This is a genomic window from Kribbella orskensis (genome assembly GCF_004342085.1).
GTDB lineage: Bacteria > Actinomycetota > Actinomycetes > Propionibacteriales > Kribbellaceae > Kribbella > Kribbella orskensis.
Genome location: NZ_SLWM01000003.1, coordinates 653,561 through 676,128 on the forward strand (window position 1 = coordinate 653,561; position 22,568 = coordinate 676,128).

21 protein-coding genes and 1 tRNA gene are annotated in these 22,568 nt (G+C 67.9%); 10 read left to right on the forward strand and 12 right to left on the reverse strand.

The annotated features are described in order from the left end of the window. The first annotated feature begins 11 nt into the window (after window positions 1–11). Window positions 12–251: an excisionase family DNA-binding protein gene (locus tag EV644_RS47730; RefSeq protein ID WP_132197854.1), complete on the forward strand. Its 240-nt coding sequence runs from the start codon at window positions 12–14 to the stop codon at window positions 249–251. Further along, a complete protein-coding gene (locus tag EV644_RS12070; protein WP_132197856.1) occupies window positions 251–1,477 on the forward strand; it encodes a tyrosine-type recombinase/integrase in 1,227 nt (408 codons plus the stop codon). Before EV644_RS47730 ends, EV644_RS12070 begins: the two co-directional genes overlap by 1 nt. A gap of 100 nt (window positions 1,478–1,577) precedes the next feature. Here the strand turns inward: EV644_RS12070 and EV644_RS12075 are convergent. Then, window positions 1,578–1,651 (reverse strand) — tRNA-Gly (locus tag EV644_RS12075). A gap of 231 nt (window positions 1,652–1,882) precedes the next feature. Between EV644_RS12075 and EV644_RS12080 the strand changes: the two genes are divergently transcribed. Then, window positions 1,883–2,326, forward strand: coding sequence for a MarR family winged helix-turn-helix transcriptional regulator (locus EV644_RS12080; RefSeq protein ID WP_241999409.1), 444 nt, complete (start codon window positions 1,883–1,885; stop codon window positions 2,324–2,326). Between the two features lie 127 nt (window positions 2,327–2,453). Continuing rightward, complete coding sequence (dcd, locus tag EV644_RS12085; RefSeq protein ID WP_132196992.1) at window positions 2,454–3,029, forward strand: dCTP deaminase; 576 nt, start codon at window positions 2,454–2,456, stop codon at window positions 3,027–3,029. Between the two features lie 63 nt (window positions 3,030–3,092). Here dcd and EV644_RS12090 read toward each other — a convergent pair whose 3' ends face one another. From EV644_RS12090 to EV644_RS45285, 4 genes are all read right to left on the reverse strand, one after another. After that, window positions 3,093–4,598: a hypothetical protein gene (locus tag EV644_RS12090; protein ID WP_132196994.1), complete on the reverse strand. Its 1,506-nt coding sequence runs from the start codon at window positions 4,596–4,598 to the stop codon at window positions 3,093–3,095. Window positions 4,599–4,720: 122 nt separating this feature from the next. After that, a complete protein-coding gene (locus EV644_RS12095) occupies window positions 4,721–4,939 on the reverse strand; it encodes a hypothetical protein (protein WP_132196996.1) in 219 nt (72 codons plus the stop codon). Window positions 4,940–5,010: 71 nt separating this feature from the next. Beyond that, window positions 5,011–5,838: a DUF4097 family beta strand repeat-containing protein gene (locus tag EV644_RS12100; RefSeq protein WP_132196998.1), complete on the reverse strand. Its 828-nt coding sequence runs from the start codon at window positions 5,836–5,838 to the stop codon at window positions 5,011–5,013. Then, a complete protein-coding gene (locus EV644_RS45285; protein WP_199239757.1) occupies window positions 5,835–6,584 on the reverse strand; it encodes a hypothetical protein in 750 nt (249 codons plus the stop codon). The genes EV644_RS12100 and EV644_RS45285 overlap by 4 nt, the downstream gene beginning before the upstream one ends. Before the next feature lie 110 nt (window positions 6,585–6,694). Here EV644_RS45285 and EV644_RS12110 point away from each other — a divergent pair, with 110 nt between their 5' ends. Next, on the forward strand, window positions 6,695–7,489 hold the full coding sequence (locus EV644_RS12110; protein WP_241999410.1) for an SDR family NAD(P)-dependent oxidoreductase: 795 nt from the start codon (window positions 6,695–6,697) through the stop codon (window positions 7,487–7,489). An 83-nt stretch (window positions 7,490–7,572) separates the two neighbouring features. Here the strand turns inward: EV644_RS12110 and EV644_RS12115 are convergent, their stop codons facing one another. The 3 genes from EV644_RS12115 to EV644_RS12125 form a co-directional block, all read right to left on the reverse strand. Further along, window positions 7,573–8,352, reverse strand: a complete 780-nt coding sequence (locus tag EV644_RS12115) for an SCO4651 family lipoprotein (RefSeq protein ID WP_132197004.1) — start codon at window positions 8,350–8,352, stop codon at window positions 7,573–7,575. A 116-nt stretch (window positions 8,353–8,468) separates the two neighbouring features. Further along, window positions 8,469–10,616, reverse strand: coding sequence for a (Fe-S)-binding protein (locus EV644_RS12120; protein WP_132197006.1), 2,148 nt, complete (start codon window positions 10,614–10,616; stop codon window positions 8,469–8,471). 176 nt (window positions 10,617–10,792) lie between these two features. After that, window positions 10,793–13,642: a M36 family metallopeptidase gene (locus EV644_RS12125; RefSeq protein WP_241999411.1), complete on the reverse strand. Its 2,850-nt coding sequence runs from the start codon at window positions 13,640–13,642 to the stop codon at window positions 10,793–10,795. A 354-nt stretch (window positions 13,643–13,996) separates the two neighbouring features. Here EV644_RS12125 and EV644_RS12130 point away from each other — a divergent pair, with 354 nt between their 5' ends. Together EV644_RS12130 and EV644_RS12135 are read left to right on the forward strand one after the other, a co-directional pair. Beyond that, window positions 13,997–14,410, forward strand: a complete 414-nt coding sequence (locus EV644_RS12130) for an RbsD/FucU family protein (RefSeq protein ID WP_132197058.1) — start codon at window positions 13,997–13,999, stop codon at window positions 14,408–14,410. 317 nt (window positions 14,411–14,727) lie between these two features. Continuing rightward, on the forward strand, window positions 14,728–15,294 hold the full coding sequence (locus EV644_RS12135) for a hypothetical protein (protein ID WP_132197010.1): 567 nt from the start codon (window positions 14,728–14,730) through the stop codon (window positions 15,292–15,294). Here EV644_RS12135 and EV644_RS12140 read toward each other — a convergent pair. From EV644_RS12140 to adh, 3 genes are all read right to left on the reverse strand, one after another. Beyond that, entirely contained in the window at window positions 15,280–16,029 is a 750-nt protein-coding gene (locus tag EV644_RS12140) for an NYN domain-containing protein (RefSeq protein ID WP_199239758.1), read from the reverse strand. The two genes, EV644_RS12135 and EV644_RS12140, sit on opposite strands and share 15 nt — an antisense overlap. Window positions 16,030–16,188: 159 nt before the next feature. Continuing rightward, entirely contained in the window at window positions 16,189–16,566 is a 378-nt protein-coding gene (locus EV644_RS12145; protein ID WP_132197012.1) for a DUF779 domain-containing protein, read from the reverse strand. Between the two features lie 4 nt (window positions 16,567–16,570). Continuing rightward, window positions 16,571–18,094 carry an aldehyde dehydrogenase gene (gene adh, locus EV644_RS12150; protein ID WP_132197014.1) on the reverse strand — a complete coding sequence of 508 codons (1,524 nt, stop codon included), beginning with the start codon at window positions 18,092–18,094 and terminating at the stop codon, window positions 16,571–16,573. Window positions 18,095–18,210: 116 nt separating this feature from the next. Here adh and EV644_RS12155 point away from each other — a divergent pair, with 116 nt between their 5' ends. After that, window positions 18,211–19,659 (forward strand): GAF domain-containing protein, encoded by a 1,449-nt coding sequence (locus EV644_RS12155; RefSeq protein ID WP_132197016.1) that lies wholly within the window; start codon window positions 18,211–18,213, stop codon window positions 19,657–19,659. Between the two features lie 114 nt (window positions 19,660–19,773). On the opposite strand, the gene EV644_RS12160 is transcribed toward EV644_RS12155, so the two are convergent. Beyond that, window positions 19,774–20,787: a LacI family DNA-binding transcriptional regulator gene (locus tag EV644_RS12160; protein ID WP_132197018.1), complete on the reverse strand. Its 1,014-nt coding sequence runs from the start codon at window positions 20,785–20,787 to the stop codon at window positions 19,774–19,776. Between the two features lie 173 nt (window positions 20,788–20,960). Between EV644_RS12160 and EV644_RS12165 the strand changes: the two genes are divergently transcribed. Next, on the forward strand, window positions 20,961–21,956 hold the full coding sequence (locus EV644_RS12165; protein ID WP_241999412.1) for an amidohydrolase family protein: 996 nt from the start codon (window positions 20,961–20,963) through the stop codon (window positions 21,954–21,956). Beyond that, window positions 21,953–22,516, forward strand: coding sequence for a cysteine dioxygenase (locus tag EV644_RS12170; protein ID WP_132197020.1), 564 nt, complete (start codon window positions 21,953–21,955; stop codon window positions 22,514–22,516). The genes EV644_RS12165 and EV644_RS12170 overlap by 4 nt, the downstream gene beginning before the upstream one ends. The last annotated feature ends 52 nt before the right edge of the window (window positions 22,517–22,568 follow it).

The following is a 22,568-nucleotide window of genomic DNA, read 5'->3' on the forward strand; positions in this document are numbered from 1 at the left end:
GGAGAGTAGAGATGAACTCGACGACAGCCGCAGCCGACAGATTGCTCACCGTGGCGGAAGCCGCCCAGCGCCTTGGCACCTGGGACACGGGAGGCGAGCGCTTCCCTCGGCGTCTCATCGCTCAGCGCCGAATTCGGTTTGTCCGGGTCGGACGGCTGGTAAGGATTCCAGAATCAGCCATAGCTGAGTACATCCAGTCCCAGACGGTTCAGCCCATCACCGTGACCCGTCGTATGCAGTCGGTGGCGTAGTGGCAGCCAAGAAGGGGATGAGACGTTTCGGCTCGATTCGGAAGCTGCCCTCAGGAAGGTTTCAGGCGAGCTACATCGACCCCACAGGCGTCCGGCAGACAGCCCCGACGACGTACCTGACTAGGGCCGAGGCGGGGGATTGGTTGACCGTAAAGGAGGCGGAGATCGTTCGGGGCGAATGGACCGACCCGGACATCGGCAGAGAGCCGTTCGGTCCATACGCCGAGCGCTGGATCAATCAGCGAGACCTTCGCCCACGCACTGCTGATCTCTACCGGTGGCTGTACGGCCGCTATCTAGCGAAGGGGTTCGGCATTGTCGATCTCGTCAAGATCACCCCGGCGATGATCAGGCAATGGCGGCGGGATCTGCTGGACGGAAGGCACCGCCCGTCTTGTTCCAGCCAGTGCTCTGACAGAGCACACTTGCCGGTTTCACCAACGATGGTCGCCAAGGCCTACCGGCTCATGCGGGCAGTCCTGATGACCGCTGTCGATGACGAGCTCATCAAGCGTAACCCTTGCCGCATCTCGGGGGCTGGAACAGAGAGGCCTGACGAGCGGCCGGTGCTGAGTCTGGAACAGGTCTACGCCCTGGCCGACCTGATGCCAGCCCGGCAACGAATGCTCATCATCGTCGCGACGTTCGCGAGCCTGCGGTACGGCGAGGTCACCGCGCTAGAGCGTCGAGACGTTGACTTTCAACGCGGCACCGTCCGAGTCCGGCAGGCATTCACCGAGGTGAGAGGACAAGGAATGGTGCTTGGACCGCCGAAGTCACGCGCCGGTCTCCGAACGGTCTCGATCCCCTCAGCGATCCTCCCGGAGTTGGAAGAACACATGAAGAGGTACACCGGGCTGAGTCGTGATGCGCTCGTCTTCACAGGGCCGAAGGGAGCCGCGATCCGACGTGGCAACTTCAATCCGCTCGTTGACTGGCAGAAGGCGGTCACAACAATCGGGGCTGAGGGCATGCACTTCCACGACCTCCGCCATACCGGCAATACCCTCGCCGCGTCGTCGGCCAACAGCACCAAGGATCTGATGGCACGGATGGGGCACGACAGCATGAACGCGGCAATCATCTACCAGCACGCGACCGCCCAGGCCGACAAAGCGATCGCCGAGGGGCTGGACGCACGCCTGCGGGCCGCTCGGCCATCGGTGGAGCCGACCGAGGAGGACCCGGACGACGGCGCTGCAGGAGCGCTGGTCGGGGCTGGCTGATCGCACGGAGATCGCACGATTCGAAGATTGAATGAGCGAAGGGCGCCACCTCTGGATCAGAGGTGGCGCCCTTTTCGCAGGTCAGAGGCATGTTCAGACGTGGAGCGGGTGACGAGAATCGAACTCGCACTGTCAGCTTGGGAAGCTGATGTTCTGCCATTGAACTACACCCGCGAGCGCCGGCCGGAGCAGCGAACGAAGAGGATCATACCCGGTCATCGGTGCGGTTTGCACGGGGGGTGAGCGGGCAACTTTCGACAAAGGCACGCCGAGGACTGGGCATGCTGCTCATCTTCTGGCAGATTAGAACGCGTTGCCGGGGGCAACATTTGGACGCAACGTGAGGAAGCGGTCCTTGCCGGCACCGGACAAGATGGTTGCGGGGCAACTGAAAAGAAGGGGTGAATGGTGGCAACTGACACTAATGACGCGCTGGACAATCTGGAGAAGGAACTCGTCACCCTGGCGCGCCGGCTGCGTGGTCTGCAGCGGACGCTGTCCGACGAGGCCCACCCGGACCTGGAGCCCGCGCAGTACGCACTGCTGAACCACGTCGAGGAACTCGCACCGGTGCGGATGGCCGACCTGGTCGCGGCACTCGAGGTGGACAAGGGTCCGGTCAGCCGGGCCTGCGCTCGCCTGGAGGAAGAAGGTCTGCTGAAGCGGACCGCGGACAAGTCGGACGCCCGGGCCACCCTGCTGACGCTGACCGCCAACGGCAAGCGCAAGCTCGCCGCGGCCCGGAAGAAGCGGCACAAGGTGATCGAGGACCTGCTCAAGGACTGGTCGCCGGCCCAGGTGAAGACGTTCGCCACCCAGGTGTCGAAGTTCAACAAGCTGGCCGGCTGAGCCGTTGCCGACGGCCCGTAGCCGCTACGGCGTTCCGGAGAGCTGAGGGCTCCGGAGCAGGACATCAGCGGTGACGGGCCCGGCCCACGGCGGGCGGAGCGGCAGCACGCTGCGGTAAGTTGCGTTCGTGCTGCTCTCCGACCGTGACATCTTGGCCGAGCTCGACGCGAAGCGGGTCCAGCTGGACCCGTTCGATGCTGCGATGGTGCAGCCGTCGAGCGTTGACGTGCGGCTGGATCGATTCTTCCGGGTGTTCGAGAACCATCGCTACCCGCACATCGATCCGGCCCAGGAACAGCCCGACCTGACCCGGATGGTCGAACCGGAGGGCGAGGAGCCCTTCATCCTCCATCCCGGTGAGTTCGTGCTCGGCTCCACCTACGAGCTGGTGACGCTGCCCGACGACGTGGCGGCGCGGCTGGAGGGCAAGTCCTCGCTCGGCCGGCTCGGCCTGCTGACCCACTCCACCGCCGGCTTCATCGACCCGGGCTTCTCCGGGCACGTGACGCTGGAGCTGTCGAACGTGGCGACGCTGCCGATCAAGCTCTGGCCGGGGATGAAGATCGGCCAGCTCTGCTTCTTCCGGTTGTCCTCGCCCGCGCAGCACCCGTACGGCTCCGCGAAGTACGGCTCGCGGTACCAGGGGCAGCGCGGCCCGACGCCGTCGCGGTCGTACCTGAACTTCCACCGCAGCGACATCTGAACCAGCCGGACAGGCGAGAGGCCCCGGGCGGATCCGCCCGGGGCCTCTCGTCATGCCTGTCGATCAGCCGATCGCCTTCTGCACCACGAAGATCTTCTCGGTGCCCATCGGCGCCTTGCCGCCCGGGTCCAGCAGGTAGGTGCTGCCGTACTTCGAGACCATCTGCGGCGACTGCGGCTTGCCCCAGATCAGCGACGTGTCACCCCAGCCGCCCATGTTCTTGCCACCGAGCGTGGGTCCGTCGCTCGGCGAGTTGCCGTCCGACGGGCTGACCTCGGAGTCGCCGCCCTCAGACGGCGTGGTGCCATCCGAGGGGGTCGCACTGGGAGTTGGCGTCGGGACCGGCACGTCCTGGCCGGTCTTGGCGTCCATCACGACGGGCTGGTCGCCGGCCAGGCCGTAGACCGCGCCGTTGTAGACCGTGGTGACGTCGGGGACCACGCGGTTGGCCGACTCGGAGGTGTAGCCCCAGCTCTGCTTGCCGGTCGTCTCGTCGAACGCCAGGATCTCGTCCTTGCCCTGGCTGGCGTTGCCGTTGCAGACCAAGGCGGTCGCGTGGTCGGAGAAGCAGGTGTAGCCCTCGGAGCGGCTGGGGGTTTCAGCCCGCTTCGTCTCGACGATCGCGCCGGAGGCGATGTCGACGGAGTAGATGGACGACACGAAGTGCCCCAGGCCGCCCTCGACGAATCCGGTGCCGTGCAGGTAGGCGCGTCGGCCGCCGGTCCCGAGCGCCGACAGGTAGTTCTTCCCCGGCACGGGGGTGGCCTTCTTGACCGTGCCGGTGGCGCCGTCCACGGTGGCGATCGAGAGGCTCCGCTTGCCTTCGCCCTGCTGGCCCTTGGCCGCGATGACGACGCCGTTGAGCACTCCGGCGGCCTTGAGCGACGGGATCGCGGTGGCCTTCCTGGCCTTCGGGTCGGCGTAGACGCTGAGGTCCTCGATCTTCGCAGTGCCGTCCGGGGACGAGACCGTGAGTGCGATGACGACCTGTCCGGTCGCGGCGTCGTAGGCCTGGCTGAGGATCCTGCCGCCGCCGTTGCCGGGACCCAGCGCCGGGGTGAGGTCGAAGGCGATCGAGGTGATCACCTTGCCCTCGGCCGGATCGATCCACTGGAAGTTGATCTGACCGTGGGACTTCTGGGTGCCGCTGCCCTGCACGTCCTGGATGTAGGCGGTCGCGATGACCTCCTTGCCGTCCAGCTGGACGGCCATCGGCCCGGTGAAGTCTGTTGTCCTGGTGGTCTGGACCTCCTTCGCGAGCACCTGCCAGCTCGAACCAGCCAAGGTGCGGCCGGTGATGGCGGTGCGGTTCGCGTAGAGAGAGGTCTGGCCGACCATGCCGGCCCTGGCGGTGTCGACGGAGCTGTCCTCGGTCCTCGGCTCCGCGATCGCCGACAGCGCGGCGAAGGCCTTGGGCGGGTCGAAGGAGGCGAGCTCCGGTGCGGTCGGCGTCGGGGAGGCCGACCGGCCCCCGTCGTCCGGACCCGAGTCGGACACCTTGTCATCACCGCCGCTGCAGCCGGCCAGTAGAACGACCGCCGCGGTGACGGTGATCAACGGACGCAACATCGTTTTCTCTCCCCAGATCGACCAAGAGTGACGGCGAGGACACTAGCAGCGTCAGCGGGCCCTCACCGGCACAAGCCCCAGACGTTGCAACAAGCTGCAAAGTGCCTGCGTGGTCACGGTGTTCACCGGACGACCGAGAGACCGGTACGCCGGTGCCGCGGCTGGGGCTCGAGCCGGTCGGCCAGGCGACGCAGTACCGTCGCGAGCTCGTGCCGCGGACCACTCGGAGCGGAGGCCGCGCGACGGGTCGCGCGGTCCTCCTTGCGCAGTGCCCGCAGCTCGGCGGCACGGAGCTTCTCTTCTACCTGGTAGCGCGCGACCTCTTGGTGTTCGGTGATCATCGTCCTGCTCCCCTCACGTTGGTCCCCGTTGACGAATGTGGTGGTGCTGGTACCGCTGATGCGCTGGTGGTTCAGACCCGGACGACGGTGATGTCGCCGGAGACGGTGCGGGCCCGCAGCATCAGCGAGGGCTCGCCGTCGGCCGGCTTCTCGCCGGGCTCGAGGTCGCACCGGATCTGCCCGGTCACCGTCTTCAGGTCGAGGTAGGTCGGCAGTCCGTCCGGTACGCCGATCTGGACGTCGCCGCGGGCGGTCTCCGCCCGGACGCTCGGGCCCTCGGTCAGCTCGACCCGGACGTCGCCCGAGCCCGAGGTGACGACCGAGTGGTCCCGGATCCGCTCGATGGTGATGTCACCCGAGCCGACCTTGACGGTGGTCGGGCCGGCCGCGTCGCCGATCCGGACGTCACCGGATCCGGTGGTCACGCCGACCGAGTCGTTCGCCTCGCCGATGTCGATCGAGCCGGAGCCGGTGCTGGCCCGGACCGTGCCCACCGAGCTCCCGACCCGGATGTCGCCGCTGCCGGCGCTCGCTGCCAGGCTGCCCGCGATCTGCTCGACCCGGATGTCACCCGAGCCGGACGACAGCCGGGCCTCGCCCAGCGGCATCCGGGACGAGATGTCGCCCGAGCCGGTCTTGATCCGCGCGTCCAGGGTGGCCGGGGTCGCGATGTGGACCCGGACCTCGGGGCCGCGGCGGGCGAACTGCTTGGTCAGCTCGACCACCAGTTCACCGTTGGTCACCTTGAAGGTGACGTCCTCGGCGGAGCCGTTGATCACCTCGAGGGTCGCGGTGGTCTGCTCGCCGTCGGCGGGCACGATCTCCACCAGGCCGGCGCCGATCTCGATCCGGACCCGCTGGATGTCGTCGGTCAGTTCGGTGCCGATGAGGTCGCTCACTGCGCCCACCCCGTCACCCGCTGGCCGCGGCCGCCGCGGCCACGTCCGTTGCCACGGTCGCCGCGCTCGCCCCGACGGTCGCCGCGGTCACGGCGCTCACCGCGCTCGCCGCGGCGGGAGCCCTCGCCGAAGACGCCGTCCGGGCCGAAGGGTCCCTCGGGTCCGAAGACGCCGTCCTTGCCGAAGACGCCGTCGGGTCCGAGCGGACCTTCCGGGCCGAGCGGTCCTTCCGGGCCGAAGAAGCCACCCCGCGGAGCGCGCGGTGGCCGGGGCGGCCGGGGTCCGCGACCGCCGGTCAGGGCGGTCATCACGGTGCGCATCAGCCACGCGTTCGAGGAGATGCCCTCGGCGTTGGCGGCCTCGTCCACCTTGTTCTTCACCGACATAGGCAGCCGCAGCGTGATCCGCGCGGTCGGCTCGTCGGCATCCGGCGCGACGTCCTGCGCGGCCGGCTGGTCGTTGTCGTCGTCCAGATCGTCGTCATCGGCTCCGGTCAGCTGGCTCGGGGCCGGCGTGACCACGAACTCGGGACGGCCGCCGGCCATCCGGAGCTCGACCGATCCGGGGGACAGCTCGCGGCTGATCTCCCCGGCGGCGTCGGACAGGGCTGAGATGAGGGCCAGGCGGCCCGCGTCATCCAGCGTGGCGCCGAGGCGCTGGGCCACGGAGCGAGTTTGGTCGTCGGCCAACGCGGTGGCGTTCTCCACGCTACGGCGGACCGACTCGAGGTAGTGATCAAGTTCCATGACGCAATACTGACGTCATGGTGACGTCACTGTCAACCCCTTCTGATGTCATCGAGCCGCCAGGGTGGTGTCAGGGCAGAATGGGACCACGTCGAGGAGAGGGGAACCAGGTGTCCAGAGGAGTACTCGTCACGGGTGCGTCGCGAGGTGTCGGAGCCGAGGTGGCGAAAGCCTTCGCGGCAGCCGGGGATCGGGTCGTGCTGCACTGCCGGGGTGCGGTGGACAAGGCGCACGATGTACTGGCAGAACTACCAGGTGACGGGCACGCGGTGGTCTCCGGCGATCTCGGTGATCCGGCCGGAATCCCAGCCCTGGTTGAGGAATCGGCCGCCTTGCTCGGGCGGATCGACGTCCTGGTGAACAACGCCGCGCTGTTCGTGGACGACCCGGTGGCCGGGTCTCGGAGGATCGGCCACCCGCTGGCCGATACGTCGTACGACGCCTGGGTGGCAGCGTGGCGCCGGACCCTTTCGGTGAACCTGGAGGGCGCGGCGCACCTGACCTGGTGCGTGGCCCGGCAGATGCTCGAGGTGGAGCCGGCCGACGGCATCAGACGAGGTGCGATCGTCAACGTCGGGTCGCGCGGAGCCTACCGCGGTGAGCCCGACGTACCGGCGTACGGCGCCTCCAAGGCGGGGCTGCACGCTTTCGGGCAGTCCATGGCGGTATCGCTGGCGCCACATGACATCACCGTGACGTCAATCGCGCCCGGTTTCATCGCCACCGACATGGCCGCGCAGAGTCTTGACGGCCCGGCTGGTGATGCGGTCCGCGCTCAGAGCCCCTTCAACCGGGTGGCGACGCCCGAGGAGGTCGCCGCTGCCGTCCTCTGGCTCGCGTCCCCGCCGGCCGGCTGGTCCAGCGGCGCCGTGCTCGACTTCAACGGCGCCTCGTACCTGCGCTGAAACCACGACGTCCGGACAGGCGCGGGATTCCTCCCGGCCTGTCCGGACGTGAAACCGACGGGCGCCGGTCCGAGGCTATCGGCTCAGCGGCTGACGATCTTGCTGGCCGGGGGCGCCTTGATGGTGATCGGCTTGCCCCAGTCGGAGGCGTTCATGGTCATGCTGATGCCGGCCATCTTGAAGAAGATCTTGTACATCAAGTGGTCGGCGGAGCCCATCCAGACCGTGTAGACCAGGGTCTTCGGCATCCCGGCGACCATCTTCTGGCCCTTGGCCTTCAGTGCGGCGGCCATGTCGACCGTCACGGCGTACCGATCGACCTTGCGGCCGTCGAGCGTCTCGGTCTTGACGAACTTGGCGGCCTTCAGCCCGCTGTCGAACGACTCGAAGGTCTTGCTCGGGTCCATCTCCTGCAGCATCCCGCCCAGGCTGGCCGCCATCGGGTCGCTGGAGTCCTTCGGGTCGATCTTCAGGTACTTGCCGGCCGGCAGGTCCGGAGTCGACATGTACAGCATGTTCTTGACGACGATCATCTTGGCCTTGCCCCCGAAGGCAGCGCCGTTCATCTCCAGCTGCATCGCGACCGGGTTCATGGTCTGCTGACCGGTCACCGTCATGGTCTGACCGCCGGCGACCATCTTCATCGTCGTCCGGACCGAGTCCTTGCCGACCATCGACTTCTTCATCGCCGGCAGGAAGCTCGCGGTGTTCAGGTGCGCGACTGCCGGAGCCACCCGCTTCGGTGCCTGGCTCGGCGTGCTGACCGGCGTCGGCGTGGTGCCTGCGTTGACGGTGGCCGTCTTGTCCGAACCGCAGGCGGCGAGTCCGAGCATCAACGGAAGGGTGACGACCGTGGTCGCCACCCGAGAACTAAACCTCACTCTGTTTCCTCCCAGTGGATCAAGGCGTTGGATCCTACGGGCTGGAGTCCCTGCCTGGGAAGTTAATTACCACTTCGCGCCGGGACTTGGCCTGAGCTTTACCCGCGCTTCACCGAGGCGAGCAGAAGCTGCGCGACGTCGGCGACCTCGACCTCCTCGCGGGCCGATCCCTCCGCCTGCTTGGCGGTCAGGCCGTCGGACAGCATCACCCGGCAGAACGGGCAGCCGGTGGCGATCTTGTCCGCGCCGGTCTCGACCGCCTCGGTGGTCCGGTTCAGGTTGATCCGGGTGCCGACCTTCTCCTCCATCCACATCCGCGCGCCGCCCGCACCGCAGCAGAACGACTTCGTCTGGTTCCGCGGCATCTCGGCGAACTCCGCGCCCGGGATGATGTCGAGCAGCTCGCGCGGAGCGTCGTACACCTGGTTGTGGCGGCCGAGGTAGCACGGGTCGTGGTAGGTGATCTTCTGGCCGTTGAGCGCGCTGTCCGTCGGGGCGACCGGGGTCAGCTTGCCCTCGCGGACGAGGCGGTTCAGCAGCTGCGTGTGGTGGATGACGTCGAGCTCCACACCCAGCTGGGAGTACTCGTTCTTCAGCGTGTTGAAGCAGTGAGCGCAGGTGGAGACGACCTTCTTCGCGCCGGTCTCCTTGAACACCTCGGCGTTCTGCATCGCCAGCTGCTGGAAGACGAACTCGTTGCCGGCCCGCCGCGCCGGATCACCCGTGCAGGTCTCGCCATCACCCAGTACGGCGAACGAGACGCCCGCGATGTTCAGCAGCTCCGCCACGGCCTGGGTGGTCTTCTTGGCGCGGTCCTCGAAGGCACCCGCGCACCCGACCCAGAACAGGTACTCCACCTCGGCCAGTGTCTCGACATCGGTGCCGACCTGCTTGACCTCGAACGGCAGGCCCTTCGCCCAGTCCATCCGGCCGGACGGGTTCATGTTCCACGGGTTGCCCTTGTTCTCCAGGCCCTTGAAGAGCCCGTTCAGCTCGGACGGGAACGAGGACTCGATCAGCACCTGGTAGCGGCGCATGTCCATGATGGCGTCGACGTGCTCGATGTCGACCGGACACTGCTGCACGCAGGCGCCGCACGAAGTACAGGCCCAGAGTGCTTCCTCGTCGATCACGGCGACGTCAGGGGATCCGACCAGCGGGCGCTCCTGCTCGGCCTTCACCAGGTCCGGCAGCGACTGGCGCTCGTCGTCCGAGGAGGCCAGCAGGTACGGCGCCTTGGCGTACGCGTGCTCGCGCAGGTTCATCACGATCAGCTTCGGTGACAACGTCTTGTCGGTGTTCCAGGCCGGGCACTGCGACTGGCAGCGGCCGCACTCGGTGCAGGTGGTGAAGTCGAGCAGGCCCTTCCAGGTGAAGTCCTCGATCTTTCCGACCCCGAGCGCCGCGTCCTCGTCGAGCTCCTCGATGTTCTCGAAGTCGATCGGCGCGCCCTTGATCATGATCGGCTGCAGTGCGCCGAGGGCGGTGCCGCCGTCGGCCCGGCGCTTGAACCAGATGTTCGGCCAGGCGGTGAACCGGTGCCACGCGACGCCCATGGTGGCGTTCAGCGAGATGGTGATCATCCAGGCGAACGAGATCAGGATCTTGATCATCGCGACCAGGTAGACCGCGTTCTCCAGTGCCTGCTCGCTCAACCCGCCGAACAGCGAGGTGCCGATGAAGAACGTGGTGGGGAAGTGGAACTTGGAGCCGGCGCCGAGCTCGTACTCCAGCCCGCGCAGCAGCAGGATGCAGACCAGCACGCCGAGGATCGTGTACTCGACGTAATACGCCTGCCAGGCGCGGGAGCCGAAGAACCTGCTGTACCGGGCCTTCTCGCCCTTGGGCAGGTTCCGCAGCCGGATCGCGATCAGCCCGATGATGGAGATCAGCCCGGTCCAGGTGAGGAACTCGGTGACCCACTCGAAGACGAACCAGTGCCCGATCACAGGCAACGCGAAGTGCGCGTCGAACAGCTGCCCGAACGCCGTCACCAGGGTGAGGAACAGCCCGATGAAGCCGAACGCGACGAACCAGTGCAGCACGCCGATGTGGCTCCACTGCAGCATCCTGGTGTGACCGAGCGTCTCCTTGGCCAGCGTGGCGGTGCGCTGCCCCGGCTTGTCGGTCCGGCTGACCGGCTGGCCGAGCTTGATGACGGACACCATGTGCCCGATCGTCTTGCCGAACAGCGCGACGCCGACGGCGGCGATCGCGAGCGAGACGACGATGGCGAGGATCTGCATACCAGCGATGTTATTGGTTGGTTACCGGTGAGTCATGTCGGTGTCGGCCTCATCACGCCCGCGTGTTGCGTCTCACGTCCGCGCGCGGATCGGCTGAGGACCGGTTCCGCAGGAGCTGAAAGCCGGAGGGCCGGTCGAGCGGATGCTCGGCCGGCCCTCGCGGGTGGTGCTGGGTGTTACTTGGTGCCGTAGACCTGGATCTCGGTCATGTCGGTGAACTGGCAGCCACCGAACGCGCCGAGCGGGCAGTTGTTCGCGAAGTCCGGAACCTGCGGGCTCAGCATCACGAACCGGACGAACTTCACGCCGGCGGTGTTACCCGACGGGGTGAGCTCGGTGTACTTGCCGCGGTTGGCGGCGGTGAACTCACCCTCCTGGGCGGTCGCCCAGGTGGTGCCGTCGACCGAGGTCTCGATCCGGTACTTACCGGTCGAGGCGCTGCCCGGGTCGCCACAGGTGTTCGACGGGTCGACCGAGAACTTGGTGATGTTCACGGCGGCCGGCAACGCGATGTCGATGTTCTTCGGGATCATCACGTTGGTCGGGGTGCCGTTGTTGTCACCTGTCGTGCTGCCCCAGCCGGTGCCCTGGCTGGAGTCGATCGCGTAGTCCGGCCCACACTGCGGGGTGAAGTCCGGACCGGTGAAGTCCACCACCGAGCCGCCACCGGACGCTGCCGCCCAGTTGCGCCGCGGGGCGAAGTTCGCGGTGGTGCCGCCGGCCTTGACCGCCAGCGGTGCACCGAGCACCTCGTAGCCGACGCCGGAGACGACGAACTTGCCGTAGGTGCCGGGCAGGACTCCCGTGATCGTGTACTTGCCGTCGGCCGCGGTCACGGCGGAGTAGTCACCCGCGTAGCCGGAGGCGTGGCCGCCGATGAAGACGAGCGCGCCGGCCACCGGAGCACCGGTGTCCTTGTCGGTCACCGTGCCGGTGATCGTCGTGGTGGCGCCCTTCGGCGGGATGTGGAAGTCCTCGACCGGGTGCGAGTCGCCACCGTCGAGCACGCCCGCGAACCAGCCCATCCCGCGGTTGGCGAAGACCTGCCAGATGATGCCGGCGTTCTTGCCGCCGCTGGCGACCAGGTCTGCCTGCACGATCGCGTTGCGCATGTCGAGCATCGTCGGGTCGGCGGTGGACAGCTCCATCGCACGGGTGATGATGCTCATCGCGTAGCTACGGCCGAAGCGCTCACGCAGGTCCCACAGGGTCTGCGCCCAGACCTCACCGGAGGAGTGCACCTCCGGCGTACCGCCGATGGTCGGGAAGTCGCCGTAGGTGTAGCCGCCCTGCGAGCCGTCGAGGCCGATGCAGTTCGGGCTCACCGCCTTCACGCGGCAGTCGATCGCCTGGGTGCGGATCGTCGTGCCACCCGTCACGTACTTGCCCTCGAGGACCTCACCGGGAGCAGTGGTGTCCTTCTCCAGGTTGTGCGAGACGAGGTAGTCGAGCGCGTAGAAGTCGCTCCACGCCTCACCCATCGAGCCGGCCTGGATGCTGTTCAGCGTCGAGTTGCCGGTCGCGTCGACGACGAGGCGGTTCGACAGGCCGTGGGTGTACTCGTGGTACAGGATGTCGGCCGAGTTGCCGGAGCTGCTCGACACGGTGCCCTCGCCACCGAACAGGTACATCTGCATGGTCGGCGGGATGCCGTCCGGCGGGGTGGACATGTTCGCGTTGTTGATGTGGTTGCCGTCCGGGCCGCCGCCGGCGCCGGTTGCCGCGCCGTCGAGCGCGTTCAGCAGCACCGGGTCGCCACCCGCGGCGTCGAACGAGCCGGCCGCCGGGGTGAAGCTGATCGGAGGCTTGGCCAGCCAGTCGTGGAAGTTGCTGGCCAGGTAGAACGCGTTGGTGACGTCCTGGTTCATGTTCGTCTTCCAGGAGTCCGGCTTGGCCGGGTCCCAGGTGCAGACGAACGACGTCGAGCAGAGCCCACCGGCCTGGAAGGGGACCAGCTTGTACTCCGAGGTGGTCTTGGTGCCGGGCACCTTGACCGTCTCGTTGCCGCTCGGCTGGTTGTCGTCGTTGACGTCCGCGAACGCGGCCACCGAGGTGCCCTCGAGCAGCGTCTTCGCGGTCTTCGGCAGCCACTTGTTGTAGATCAGGTTCTCGGTGCGCTGCGTGCCGCCCTTGGGGGCACCCGGGTAGTTGTCCTGCACCAGGGCGTCGCCGTTGCCCTCGCTGACCAGGTCCTTGCGGTACAGCAGGCCGCCGGTCTGGGCGTCGATGACGTGGGTGTAGATCTTCGAGCCGCCGGCGTTGACATACGTCATCCAGCCCTTGCGCAGGCCGTTCGCGGTATAGAAGTACACCTGCTTGGCGAGGTCGCCGTTGCTCCACTTGGTGGTCACACCGGACTTCGTGGCCTTGGCGGAGACCAGCTTGCCCGAGATGTCCTCGGCGGCCGCAGTACGGGCCGCGTCGGCGCTGACGGCCGGGGCGGCCGAGCGGGCCTGTGCCTGCGAGACCAGCCCGGCGATCGGGGCGCCCTGCAGGGAGATGAGCTGACCGGCCTTGGTCACGTTCGCCTTCAGGCCGTTGCCGAACACCTCGATGCCGTCGACCTCCTGGACCCAGGAGATGTGGTGCGTGCCGAGGTCGTCGACGTAGTCCTTGCGCAGCTTGAGGGTGCCGAGGTCGGACTCCGAGAGCTTGAAGACCTCGGGGTGCGCCTTGACGTAGGCAAGCGCGAGGTCGGTCGCCTTCTTGGTGCTCTTCCCGGTGAGGAAGCCGTCCAGTTTGGTCACCTGGTCCGGCGTACCGGTGTTGGCGTCCACGGACACGACGCCCTGGGTACCGAGGGAGTCGCGGAACTTCTTCGAGGCCGCGGTCTCCCTGCCGACCACCTTCGCGGCGCGCGCGTAGGTCGATCGGGCATTCGGCGTCCGGGCGTCGTAGTTGCCCTTCCGCTCCTTCGACGAGATCGGATTGGTCGCCTCGCCCGGGCCCTTGGAGTCCGGGTTGGCGGTCGTGGCGGCGGTGGCACCGCCACCGGCCGCTACGGCGAGCAGGGTGGTGGCGGACACCGCAGCGACTGCCAGGAGCCCCCGCCCTTTGCCTGATACTTTCACTGCAACGCTCCATGAAGTTTGTCTTAGCGGACCGCCCTCCACGGTCCGTCCCGGGCCGACCCTAAGTCCCCGGGCCAGCCCGGGGAAGGGTTATCTGCGGAATCTGGCGGAAGCAAGGGTTGTCCTCTGTGCACGGCCTACCACTGCGAGCGACACGATAATGGTCGCACTGAGCAACGACCCGGCTGCGAGCAGCGTCGGCGCAGGCCGCTGTCCACGGGAGCGTTGTCTCCCCCGCGGGGAGTCGGTCTGGGCCTACCCTGAGTCGTCCCTGATTTCGATTTCCCGCCGATGCCGTGGAGGTCCCTGGTGCTGCGCTATCCGTTGATCCATCCGCCGTTGCTCGGGGCACTCGCGCGGGCCGGGCACGGGTCCGTCGTGCTGTTGGCCGATGGCAACTATCCGTATGCGACCGCGGTGTCGGCGACGGCCGAGACCGTCTGGCTGAACCTGCGGCCGGGCCAGATCCCGGTCGACGACGTGCTCGAAACGCTGCTCGGTGTGGTGCCGGTCGAGGCGGCCCGGGTGATGGCGACCGACACGGGGGAAGAGCCCGGCATCTACGAGCGGTTCCGCTCGCTGCTGCCGGACATTTCGCTGCAGCCGTTGGGCCGAGGGGACTTCTATGCCGTTGCCCGCGGTCCTGAGTTGGCCGTCGCCGTCGCCACCGGAGAACAGCGGCTCTACGCCAACATCCTGCTGACCCTCGGCGTCGTGCAGTAGGCCGTCGGTTTGACCGAACGCCCTTGACTCGGAGTACCAGGTCGCGGCGTACCTTCTGTATGAGGGCCTCATCGATGAGGGAATGGCCGTATTGCAAGGGATGTGGGACCGGTACGACGGGACGCGGCGCAACCCGTTCAACCCGAACGAGGGGCATAGCCACCTTCCGCGACTCCACCTGACCCTCGAATGCCACGCCGGCCACCTAGACGTCTATGCAGTCCACCTCGACGGCTCCGCGTTCCCGCTAGACGCCCAGGTAGTCATACCAAGCAAACCACTGGCGATACCCGCCCCCTGAACCTAACGTCCTCGGCATGGATCTGGTGGCCCGTGCCGAGGCACTGCAGGCGGAAGCGCTCGACGTACTTCGCCTGCTCGACCTGGAAGCGGCGTTCCCGACCTTCGGCCCACCCCAACTGGTCGGGAGCGCCCTCTCCGGCCTGATGAGCTACCGCGACCTGGACATCACCTTCACTGCTCCCGAGGCCACCGCTTCCGAAGTACTGGAAGGCATTGCCCGGATCGCCACCCGTCCCGGCCTCCTGGCCGCGGACTTCACCGACGAACGCGCCGACCGCCGCCCCACACCCCGCCTCACCGACGAACGGTTCTATGCCGTACTGCGCTACGAAGGCTCAGGCGACCTTTGGAAGGTGGACCTGACCATCTGGCTCCACGCTGTCGACCGCCCCCACGTCGCCGAGGCAGAGCGCCTCCGCACAGCAACCCCCGCCCAGAAACTCGCCATCCTCCGCCTCAAGAACACCCACCCCGACTACCCACACAAACTCGGTGGCACCGACATCTACGACGCCGTCCTCGACCACGGCGTCCGTACGGTCGACGACCTGACGGAGTACCTGGCCTCAGGTCCACTTTGACGGCCGGGAGAAGGAGCGGCCGCTGATCGGATCCACCACGGTGCGCGGCAGTTGAGCACCGGTCAGCTTGGACAAGCCGATGCTGAACGATGCAGGCATCAGGTTCCTCAACTCTGCTGAATAGCGCTTGGGAGGAAAGGCGGCGGCCATGAACATCGTGCTGTTCAGCAGCCGAGAAGTTCGGACCGCGGGGCTCAGGTCGCTGTCGGCGCTGATGATCAAGGCCGAGTCGGCCACGCCCCTGGCTGCATCGGCGACCATCGTCGTCGCGATACTGACGTCAGTCTCCTTCTCCTCATACTGGATCCAGGAGGCACCGCACGCGCGACATGACCGGGCCTTCTTCTGATATCGCCCCTGGGTGATCTCGACCAGTCCGGGGTTTCGGGCGACCAGGGCTCGCTGGTAGCGCGCCTGACGAGAGGCCGCCGGTGGATCGTCGAGGATCGGCGCGGTGAAGTACTTGACCTGAACCAGCGAACTCCGCGGTCTGAGCGATCGCGAGAGGTTGACCAGATCCAGCCACAGCAATCGTCGTCCAGATCGGTCCTTCAGCCCGTGGTACAGGTTGAAACCGTCCACGTAGACGATCAGTCGCTCAGGTGGATTCGGCCTGCTATTCGGGGGCATCGCATGACAATAGATGTCCACAGCCTGTTCTCGTTGGCTTGTGCGGATGGCCTGTGGATAGCTAGTGTGTGGGTACCACGCCATGGCCTGACGGCTGTGGTCCAACGGCCTCCCTCGGGAGGCCGTTTTTGTTTGTCCTGACCGAGTACCTGCGCAAGTGAAGAGTGCCGGCCGTCCGGCAACGCCACCGGACGGTCGGTACTCGCTGGGCACGCAGGACGGTCGTGACCGTTGGGGGCCGGTCGGGTCGCGTCCGCGTGAGCACTAGAGGAGACCCAGGTCGGCGGTCTCCTGGTCGCTGAAGAGGCGGGAGCGGATCAGGAAGCGGACGCCTTCGGGGGCCTCCACGGAGAAGCCGCTGCCGCGGCCCTTGACGACGTCGACGGTCAGGTGGGTGTGCTTCCAGTACTCGAACTGGTTCTTCGACATCCAGAACGCGACCGGCTTGTCCAGCCCGTCGACGGCCAGGTCGCCCAGGTGGATGTCCGCCGCGCCGGTCCTGAACTCGCCGTCGGGGTAGCACATCGGGGAGCTGCCGTCGCAGCACCCGCCGGACTGGTGGAACATCAGCGGGCCGTGCAGCTCGGTGAGGCGGCGGAGCAACTCCGCCGCCTCCTCCGTATACGAAACCCTGTCCACCATGGGCTTAGAAGAAGCCGTCCGGGGTCGGGCTGTAGCTGACCAGCAGGTTCTTGGTCTGCTGGTAGTGGTCGAGCATCATCTTGTGGTTCTCGCGCCCGATGCCCGAGTTCTTGTACCCACCGAAGGCCGCGTGCGCCGGGTACGCGTGGTAGCAGTTCGTCCAGACCCGGCCGGCCTGGATCTCGCGACCCGCCCGGTACGCCGTGTTGATGTCCCGCGACCAGACGCCCGCGCCGAGCCCGTACAGGGTGTCGTTGGCGATCTTCATCGCGTCCGCGTAGTCGTCGAACTTCGTCACCGAGACGACCGGGCCGAAGATCTCCTCCTGGAAGATCCGCATCTTGTTCTCGCCCTCGAAGATGGTCGGCTGGACGTAGTATCCGCCGCTCAGGTCGCCGCCGAGGTCGGCCTTCTCGCCGCCGGTGATCACCTTGGCGCCCTCGGCCTTGCCGATGTCGATGTAGGACAGGATCTTCTCGTACTGGTCGTTGCTGGCCTGCGCGCCCATCATCGTCTCGGTGTCGAGCGGGTTGCCCTGCTTGACCGCCTCGGTCCGGGCCTTCGCGTCGGTCAGGAACGAGTCGTAGATGCCGGCCTGGATCAGCGCGCGGGACGGACAGGTGCACACCTCGCCCTGGTTCAGCGCGAACATCGTGAAGCCCTCGAGCGCCTTGTTGTAGAAGTCGTCCTTGCTGGTCGCGACGTCGTCGAAGAAGATGTTCGGGCTCTTGCCGCCGAGCTCCAGCGTCACCGGGATGATGTTCTCCGACGCGTACTGCATGATGAGCCGGCCGGTCGTGGTCTCACCGGTGAACGCGACCTTGGCGACCCTGTTGCTAGAGGCAAGCGGTTTGCCGGCCTCGACGCCGAACCCGTTGACGATGTTCAGCACGCCCGGCGGGAGCAGGTCGCCGACCAGCTCCATCAGCACGTGGATCGAAGCGGGCGTCTGCTCGGCCGGCTTCAGCACCACGGCGTTCCCCGCCGCCAGTGCGGGCGCGAGTTTCCAGGTCGCCATCAGGATCGGGAAGTTCCACGGGATGATCTGCGCGACCACGCCGAGCGGTTCATGGAAGTGGTACGCGACCATGTCGTCGTCGACCTGCGAGATCGAGCCCTCCTGGGCCCGCAGCGCGCCGGCGAAGTACCGGAAGTGGTCGATCGCCAGCGGCATGTCGGCGGCCAGCGTCTCCCGGACGGCCTTGCCGTTGTCCCAGGTCTCGGCGACCGCGAGCAGTTCGAGGTTGTCCTCGATCCGGTCGGCGATCTTGTTCAGGATGTTCGCGCGCTCCGCCGCCGGCGTCCGGCCCCAGCCCGGCGCCGCCCCGTGGGCGGCGTCGAGCGCGAGCTCGACGTCGTCGGCGGTGCCCCGCGCGATCTCGGTGAAGTTCTCACCGGTCACGGGAGTCGGGTTCTCGAAATAGCCGCCCCTGGCCGGCGGCACCCACTCGCCGCCGATGTAGTGGTCGTAGCGCGACTTGAACTCGACCGGGCTGCCGTCCTGCCCGGGAGCTGCATAGATCGTCATTGATCCTCCAACGAAGGGGTTTGGCGGTTGGCCGCACCGTAGATCCCGCTACGTTGCATCGACGTTGCATCACTCTCCGCTCTTGAACGCGGGGCGGTTCCGGGTGAGGCTGAGACGTGGACGCAGCGCAGGAAGCGCGCCGGCTCAGTGAGCTGTACGACGAGGTGCTCGGCGAAGGCCCGGCATCTGCCATGCCACGCCCTCTTGTCGCGGAGTCCTGGCAACGGTCGCTCGCGGCTTCGGTCGACCCCGAGCTGGACGCGCCGCCGGTGGTCGTCTCGGCCGACCTGCTGGAGACCCTGCGGGAGAACCATCCGCTGCGCGCGGTCCTGCCGGTACTGCGGGAAACGCTGACCACGATCGCGGACGAGGCGTCCCACATCATGATCGTCACCGACGCCCAGGGTCTGATCCTGTGGCGCGAGGGTGCCGCCGACGTCCGCCGCCAGGCCGACCGGATCGCCCTGTCCGAAGGCGCCGTCTGGGCGGAGGACGCGATCGGAACCAACGGCATGGGTACTGCGCTCGCCGCCGACCAGCCCGTGCAGATCCACTCGGCCGAGCACCTGGTACGCCGGATCCACGCGTGGACCTGTGCCGCCGCCCCCGTGCACGACCCGGACACCGGCAAGCTGATCGGCGCTGTCGACGTCTCGGGGCCGTTGCGCACAGTCCACCCCGCGATGATGGCGCTGGTGACCGCGGCCGCTCAGCTGGCCGAGGGACAGCTCCGGGTCCGGATGGCCGCCGCCGACGAGCAGCTCCGCGCCCGCAACATGCGGCACCTGACCGCCCTCGGCGATGCCCCCGGCGCGCTGCTGACTCCGACCGGCCGGGTCCTCGCCGTTCAGCCGCTCGCCTGGCTGCCCGACCGCCTCGACATCTCCGGCGGCGCCGAGCGGATCGAGCTCGGCGACGGTCGCGAGGCTGTGGTCGAACAACTCGACGAGGGCTACCTGCTGCGCATCCCGGGCGCGGTACGCGGGCACCGCCGCTCGCTGCGGCTCAAACTGCTGGGCTCGGGTCAGCCGATCGCGGTCGTCGGCGGCCGGGAGATCGCCCTGACGCTGCGCCGCGCGGAAGTGCTCGCCCTGCTCCTGCTCCACCCGTCGGGTCTCACGGCTGAGCAGTTGATGCTCCAGTTGTACGGCGACGAGGGGAACCCGACCACGGTCCGTGCGGAGATGCACCGGCTGCGGAACCTGCTCGGCGTCGGCATCCTGGACACCAAGCCGTACCGGATCATCGCGGACGTGTCGGGCGACGTCACCGACGTACAGGCCGCCGTCCGCCGCGGAGAACTCCCCAAGGCGCTCGATCTGTACGCCGGACCGCTGCTCGGGCGGTCCGACGCGCCGGCGTTGCGAGCGGAGCGGGACGAGCTCGACGCGACGTTGCGCAGCGCAGTACTGGATTCCGGGGATACCGACCTGGTCTGGCGGTTCGCGCAGACGACCACCGGCGCCGAGGACCTGGAGGTCTTCGAGGCGCTGGAGCGGGCGTTGCCCAGCACCGATCACCGGCGCCCGGCGGTCACCGCCCGGCTGGACCGCCTCGCCCGCTGATCCCGCCCGCCCGCCCAGCAAGCTGTCCATCCAAATAATGGACTGTGGAATTTAAGTGCACTGAACTAGTCTAGTTTCGCGGGTGTGGCCGTCGTGGGTGACTCAGCGTCGTCGTCACGCCTTCGTTGGCGGGGCGGCGACCGAGCCGCGCTCGATCAGGGTCGGCTCGACGGTGGTCCGGCGAACCCGGCGGTTCGTGTCGACGGCCGAGGTGACCCGGGCGACGACGTCCGCCACCAGGTCGTCGAGCGGCCAGTGGAAGGTGGACAGCGGCGGCGTGAGCAGCTGCGACATCGGCTGGTCGTCGTACCCGAGCAGGGACAGGTCGTCCGGGATGCGGATGTCGAGCTCCCTGCAGGCGGCGTACACCCCGAAGGCCATCGAGTCGGCCAGCGCCAGGATGCCGGTCGGCCGCTGTTTCGACGTCAGCAGCTCGCGAGCCACCCCCGTCGCGCCGCTCAGATCGTGCGGGCACGGGATGATGCGGATCTTCAGCTTCAGCCCGGCCGCGATCCGCTGCGCGATCTCCTCCACGGGGCTCTCGATCTCGACCCGGCGGGACGGGCTCAGGACGGCGACGCTGCGATGACCCGCGTCGGCCAGCCGGCGGAGCGCCGTACTCACTCCGGAGTCGTTGTCGAAGAGGACCTCGGACTTCGCCTTCGCGGCCGGCAGCGCGTCGCCGATCGCGATCACCGGCGCCTGCTGGGCGATCTTGGCCCAGCTCTTGGCGGCCGGGTCGATCGGGATCACCACGATCGCGTCGGCCCGGTGGTCGACCAGGTGCTGGGCGAGCTGCAACTGCCGGTCGGCGTCGCCGGCGGAGTCGATGATCCACGCGTTCCGGTCCGGGGCGAGGAGCTCGCGGCCGAGCGCGGCGGCCAGGCGCTGCTGCCAGAGATCCTCGAGCGAGGCGCAGAGCACGCCGACCGAACCACTCCGGCCGGAGGCGAGGGCGCGGGCCACGGGGTCGGCCTGGTACCCGAGACGCTCGGCGGCTTCCTGCACCCGCTGCTGCGTCTCCGGCGTTCCTTGCAGACCTCGCAGCGCGTAGGAGACGGCTGCCATCGAGAGACCGGTCTCCGCTGCGATGTCCTTGAGGGTCGGCCTGCGGCCAGTTCCGGACATGTGATCGACCCTAGGCCACCCCGCCGACAAAAGCCTGCCGACAGGTCGGCGGTGCTGGGACACGGCTTGACAAACCAGCCTTTGAAGCGCTTCACTGCAAGTGGCGTGAAGCGCTTCAAAATCTTCCTCGTGACTAACCCCGAGGGACTCGGCGACCAGCGAGAGGACGGCCTGTGAACGGCGTGATCGACGTGCACCAGCACCTGTGGCCGGCCGAGTTCGTCGACCGCCTCGGGGCCCGGACCGAGCCGCCGTACCTGGACGGCTGGACCTTGCACACGGCCGGCGAAGCGCCGTACGAGGTGGACCCGGCGGCGCACGCTGTCGACAAGCGGCTGGCCCAGGAGCTGGGGGACGGGACAGCCCTGGTCGGGTTGTCGCTGTCGAGCCCTCTCGGGATCGAGCACCTCGGTGACCTGGCGTTGCTCGACGCGTGGCACACCGGCGCGGCCGCATTGCCCGAACCCTTCAAGGCCTGGGCGGCCGTCAATCTTCTCGAGCCGGACCTTGCCGGTCTGGAATCCGTTCTGGCCAAGGGATTCCTCGGTCTGCAGCTCCCGGCCCAGGTCGTCGGTACTCCGGCCGGCTGGGCTCAGCTGGGTGACCTCCTGACCCTTGCCGAGCGGGTGAACAAGCCGATCCTCGTCCACCCCGGTACGCCCGCGCCGCCGACCGAGGACCTGCCGGGCTGGTGGTGCCCGGTGGTCGACTACTCGCTCCAACTTCAAGCGGCCTGGTGGGCCTGGCACGCTTTCGGCGGCCGTACCGCGTTCCCGCGGCTGCGGCTCTGCTTCGTCGCCGCGGCCGGCCTGGCTCCGGTCCACCACGAGAGGCTGACCGCTCGCGGCGGCCGCCTCGGCACCATCGACCCCAACCTGTACGTCGACACCTCGAGCTACGGCCCGCAGGGGATCGACGCGGTCGCCCGGGTCCTCGGCATCGACCAGGTCGTGCACGGCACCGACCGGCCGTACGCCGAGACCGTCGACCTCCGTCAGGGCGACGCCGCCACCGCGGTGATCCGCCATGACAACCCGCACCGGCTGCTGTTCGGTGCCGCAGACCCTCGCCGCGCCCGCGGCGGGACAACCCCTCCCCGCGCCCGCGGTGAGGTATCCGACCACCTGCCGGTCCTGACCGGCAGCATCTCCGAGAGGGGAGTGCAGTGACTGCTCAGCCCGTTTCCGACGCACCCGTCGTTCCCGCGCGCCAGGCCAGCCGGCTCGTGGAGCTCAACGACTGTCTGTCGCTGGACAACCTTCCGGGACGTGATCTGGACCCCGCCGAGCTGGCCGAGCTCGCCGGCGGGATCGCCGCCCAGCCGCACCTGTGGGAGGACAAGGTCGCCTACAGCGACGAGGAGCGCGTCTTCGCCTCGCTGCACCGCGACGCCAACGTCGACGTCTGGCTGATCTGCTGGACCCCGGTCAACGACACCGGCTGGCACGATCACGATGTCTCCTCCGGCGCGGTCGCGGTCGCCCGCGGCAAGCTCGTCGAGCACAACCTCGCGATCGGCACCGAGTCGATCGAGACCGAGATCGAGGCGGGTGACGTCTACGGCTTCGGCCCCGACCACATCCACCGCGTCGTCGGACTCGACAAGGGCAGCGTCACCGTCCACGCCTACAGCCCGCCGCTGTGGCGCATGGGCCAGTACTCCGTCAAGGAAGGCGTCCTCCGCCGCGTCTCCGTCTCCTACGCCGACGAACTCCGCCCCCTGGACTAGTGCCCTGCGTCGAAGGGCACTAGCTCGTCCGGCCACGCGGCAGGCAGCGGAT

Excerpts from the sequence above, each read along its gene's own strand:
- EV644_RS47730 (WP_132197854.1), top strand. The coding sequence starts at position 12 with ATGAACTCGACGACAGCCGCAGCCGACAGATTGCTCACCGTGGCGGAA.
- EV644_RS12080 (WP_241999409.1), top strand. The coding sequence starts at position 1,883 with ATGGTGGCAACTGACACTAATGACGCGCTGGACAATCTGGAGAAGGAA.
- EV644_RS12090 (WP_132196994.1), bottom strand. The coding sequence starts at position 4,598 with ATGTTGCGTCCGTTGATCACCGTCACCGCGGCGGTCGTTCTACTGGCC.
- EV644_RS12095 (WP_132196996.1), bottom strand. The coding sequence starts at position 4,939 with ATGATCACCGAACACCAAGAGGTCGCGCGCTACCAGGTAGAAGAGAAG.
- EV644_RS45285 (WP_199239757.1), bottom strand. The coding sequence starts at position 6,584 with ATGGAACTTGATCACTACCTCGAGTCGGTCCGCCGTAGCGTGGAGAAC.
- EV644_RS12120 (WP_132197006.1), bottom strand. The coding sequence starts at position 10,616 with ATGCAGATCCTCGCCATCGTCGTCTCGCTCGCGATCGCCGCCGTCGGC.
- EV644_RS12135 (WP_132197010.1), top strand. The coding sequence starts at position 14,728 with ATGGATCTGGTGGCCCGTGCCGAGGCACTGCAGGCGGAAGCGCTCGAC.
- EV644_RS12145 (WP_132197012.1), bottom strand. The coding sequence starts at position 16,566 with ATGGTGGACAGGGTTTCGTATACGGAGGAGGCGGCGGAGTTGCTCCGC.
- adh (WP_132197014.1), bottom strand. The coding sequence starts at position 18,094 with ATGACGATCTATGCAGCTCCCGGGCAGGACGGCAGCCCGGTCGAGTTC.
- EV644_RS12160 (WP_132197018.1), bottom strand. The coding sequence starts at position 20,787 with ATGTCCGGAACTGGCCGCAGGCCGACCCTCAAGGACATCGCAGCGGAG.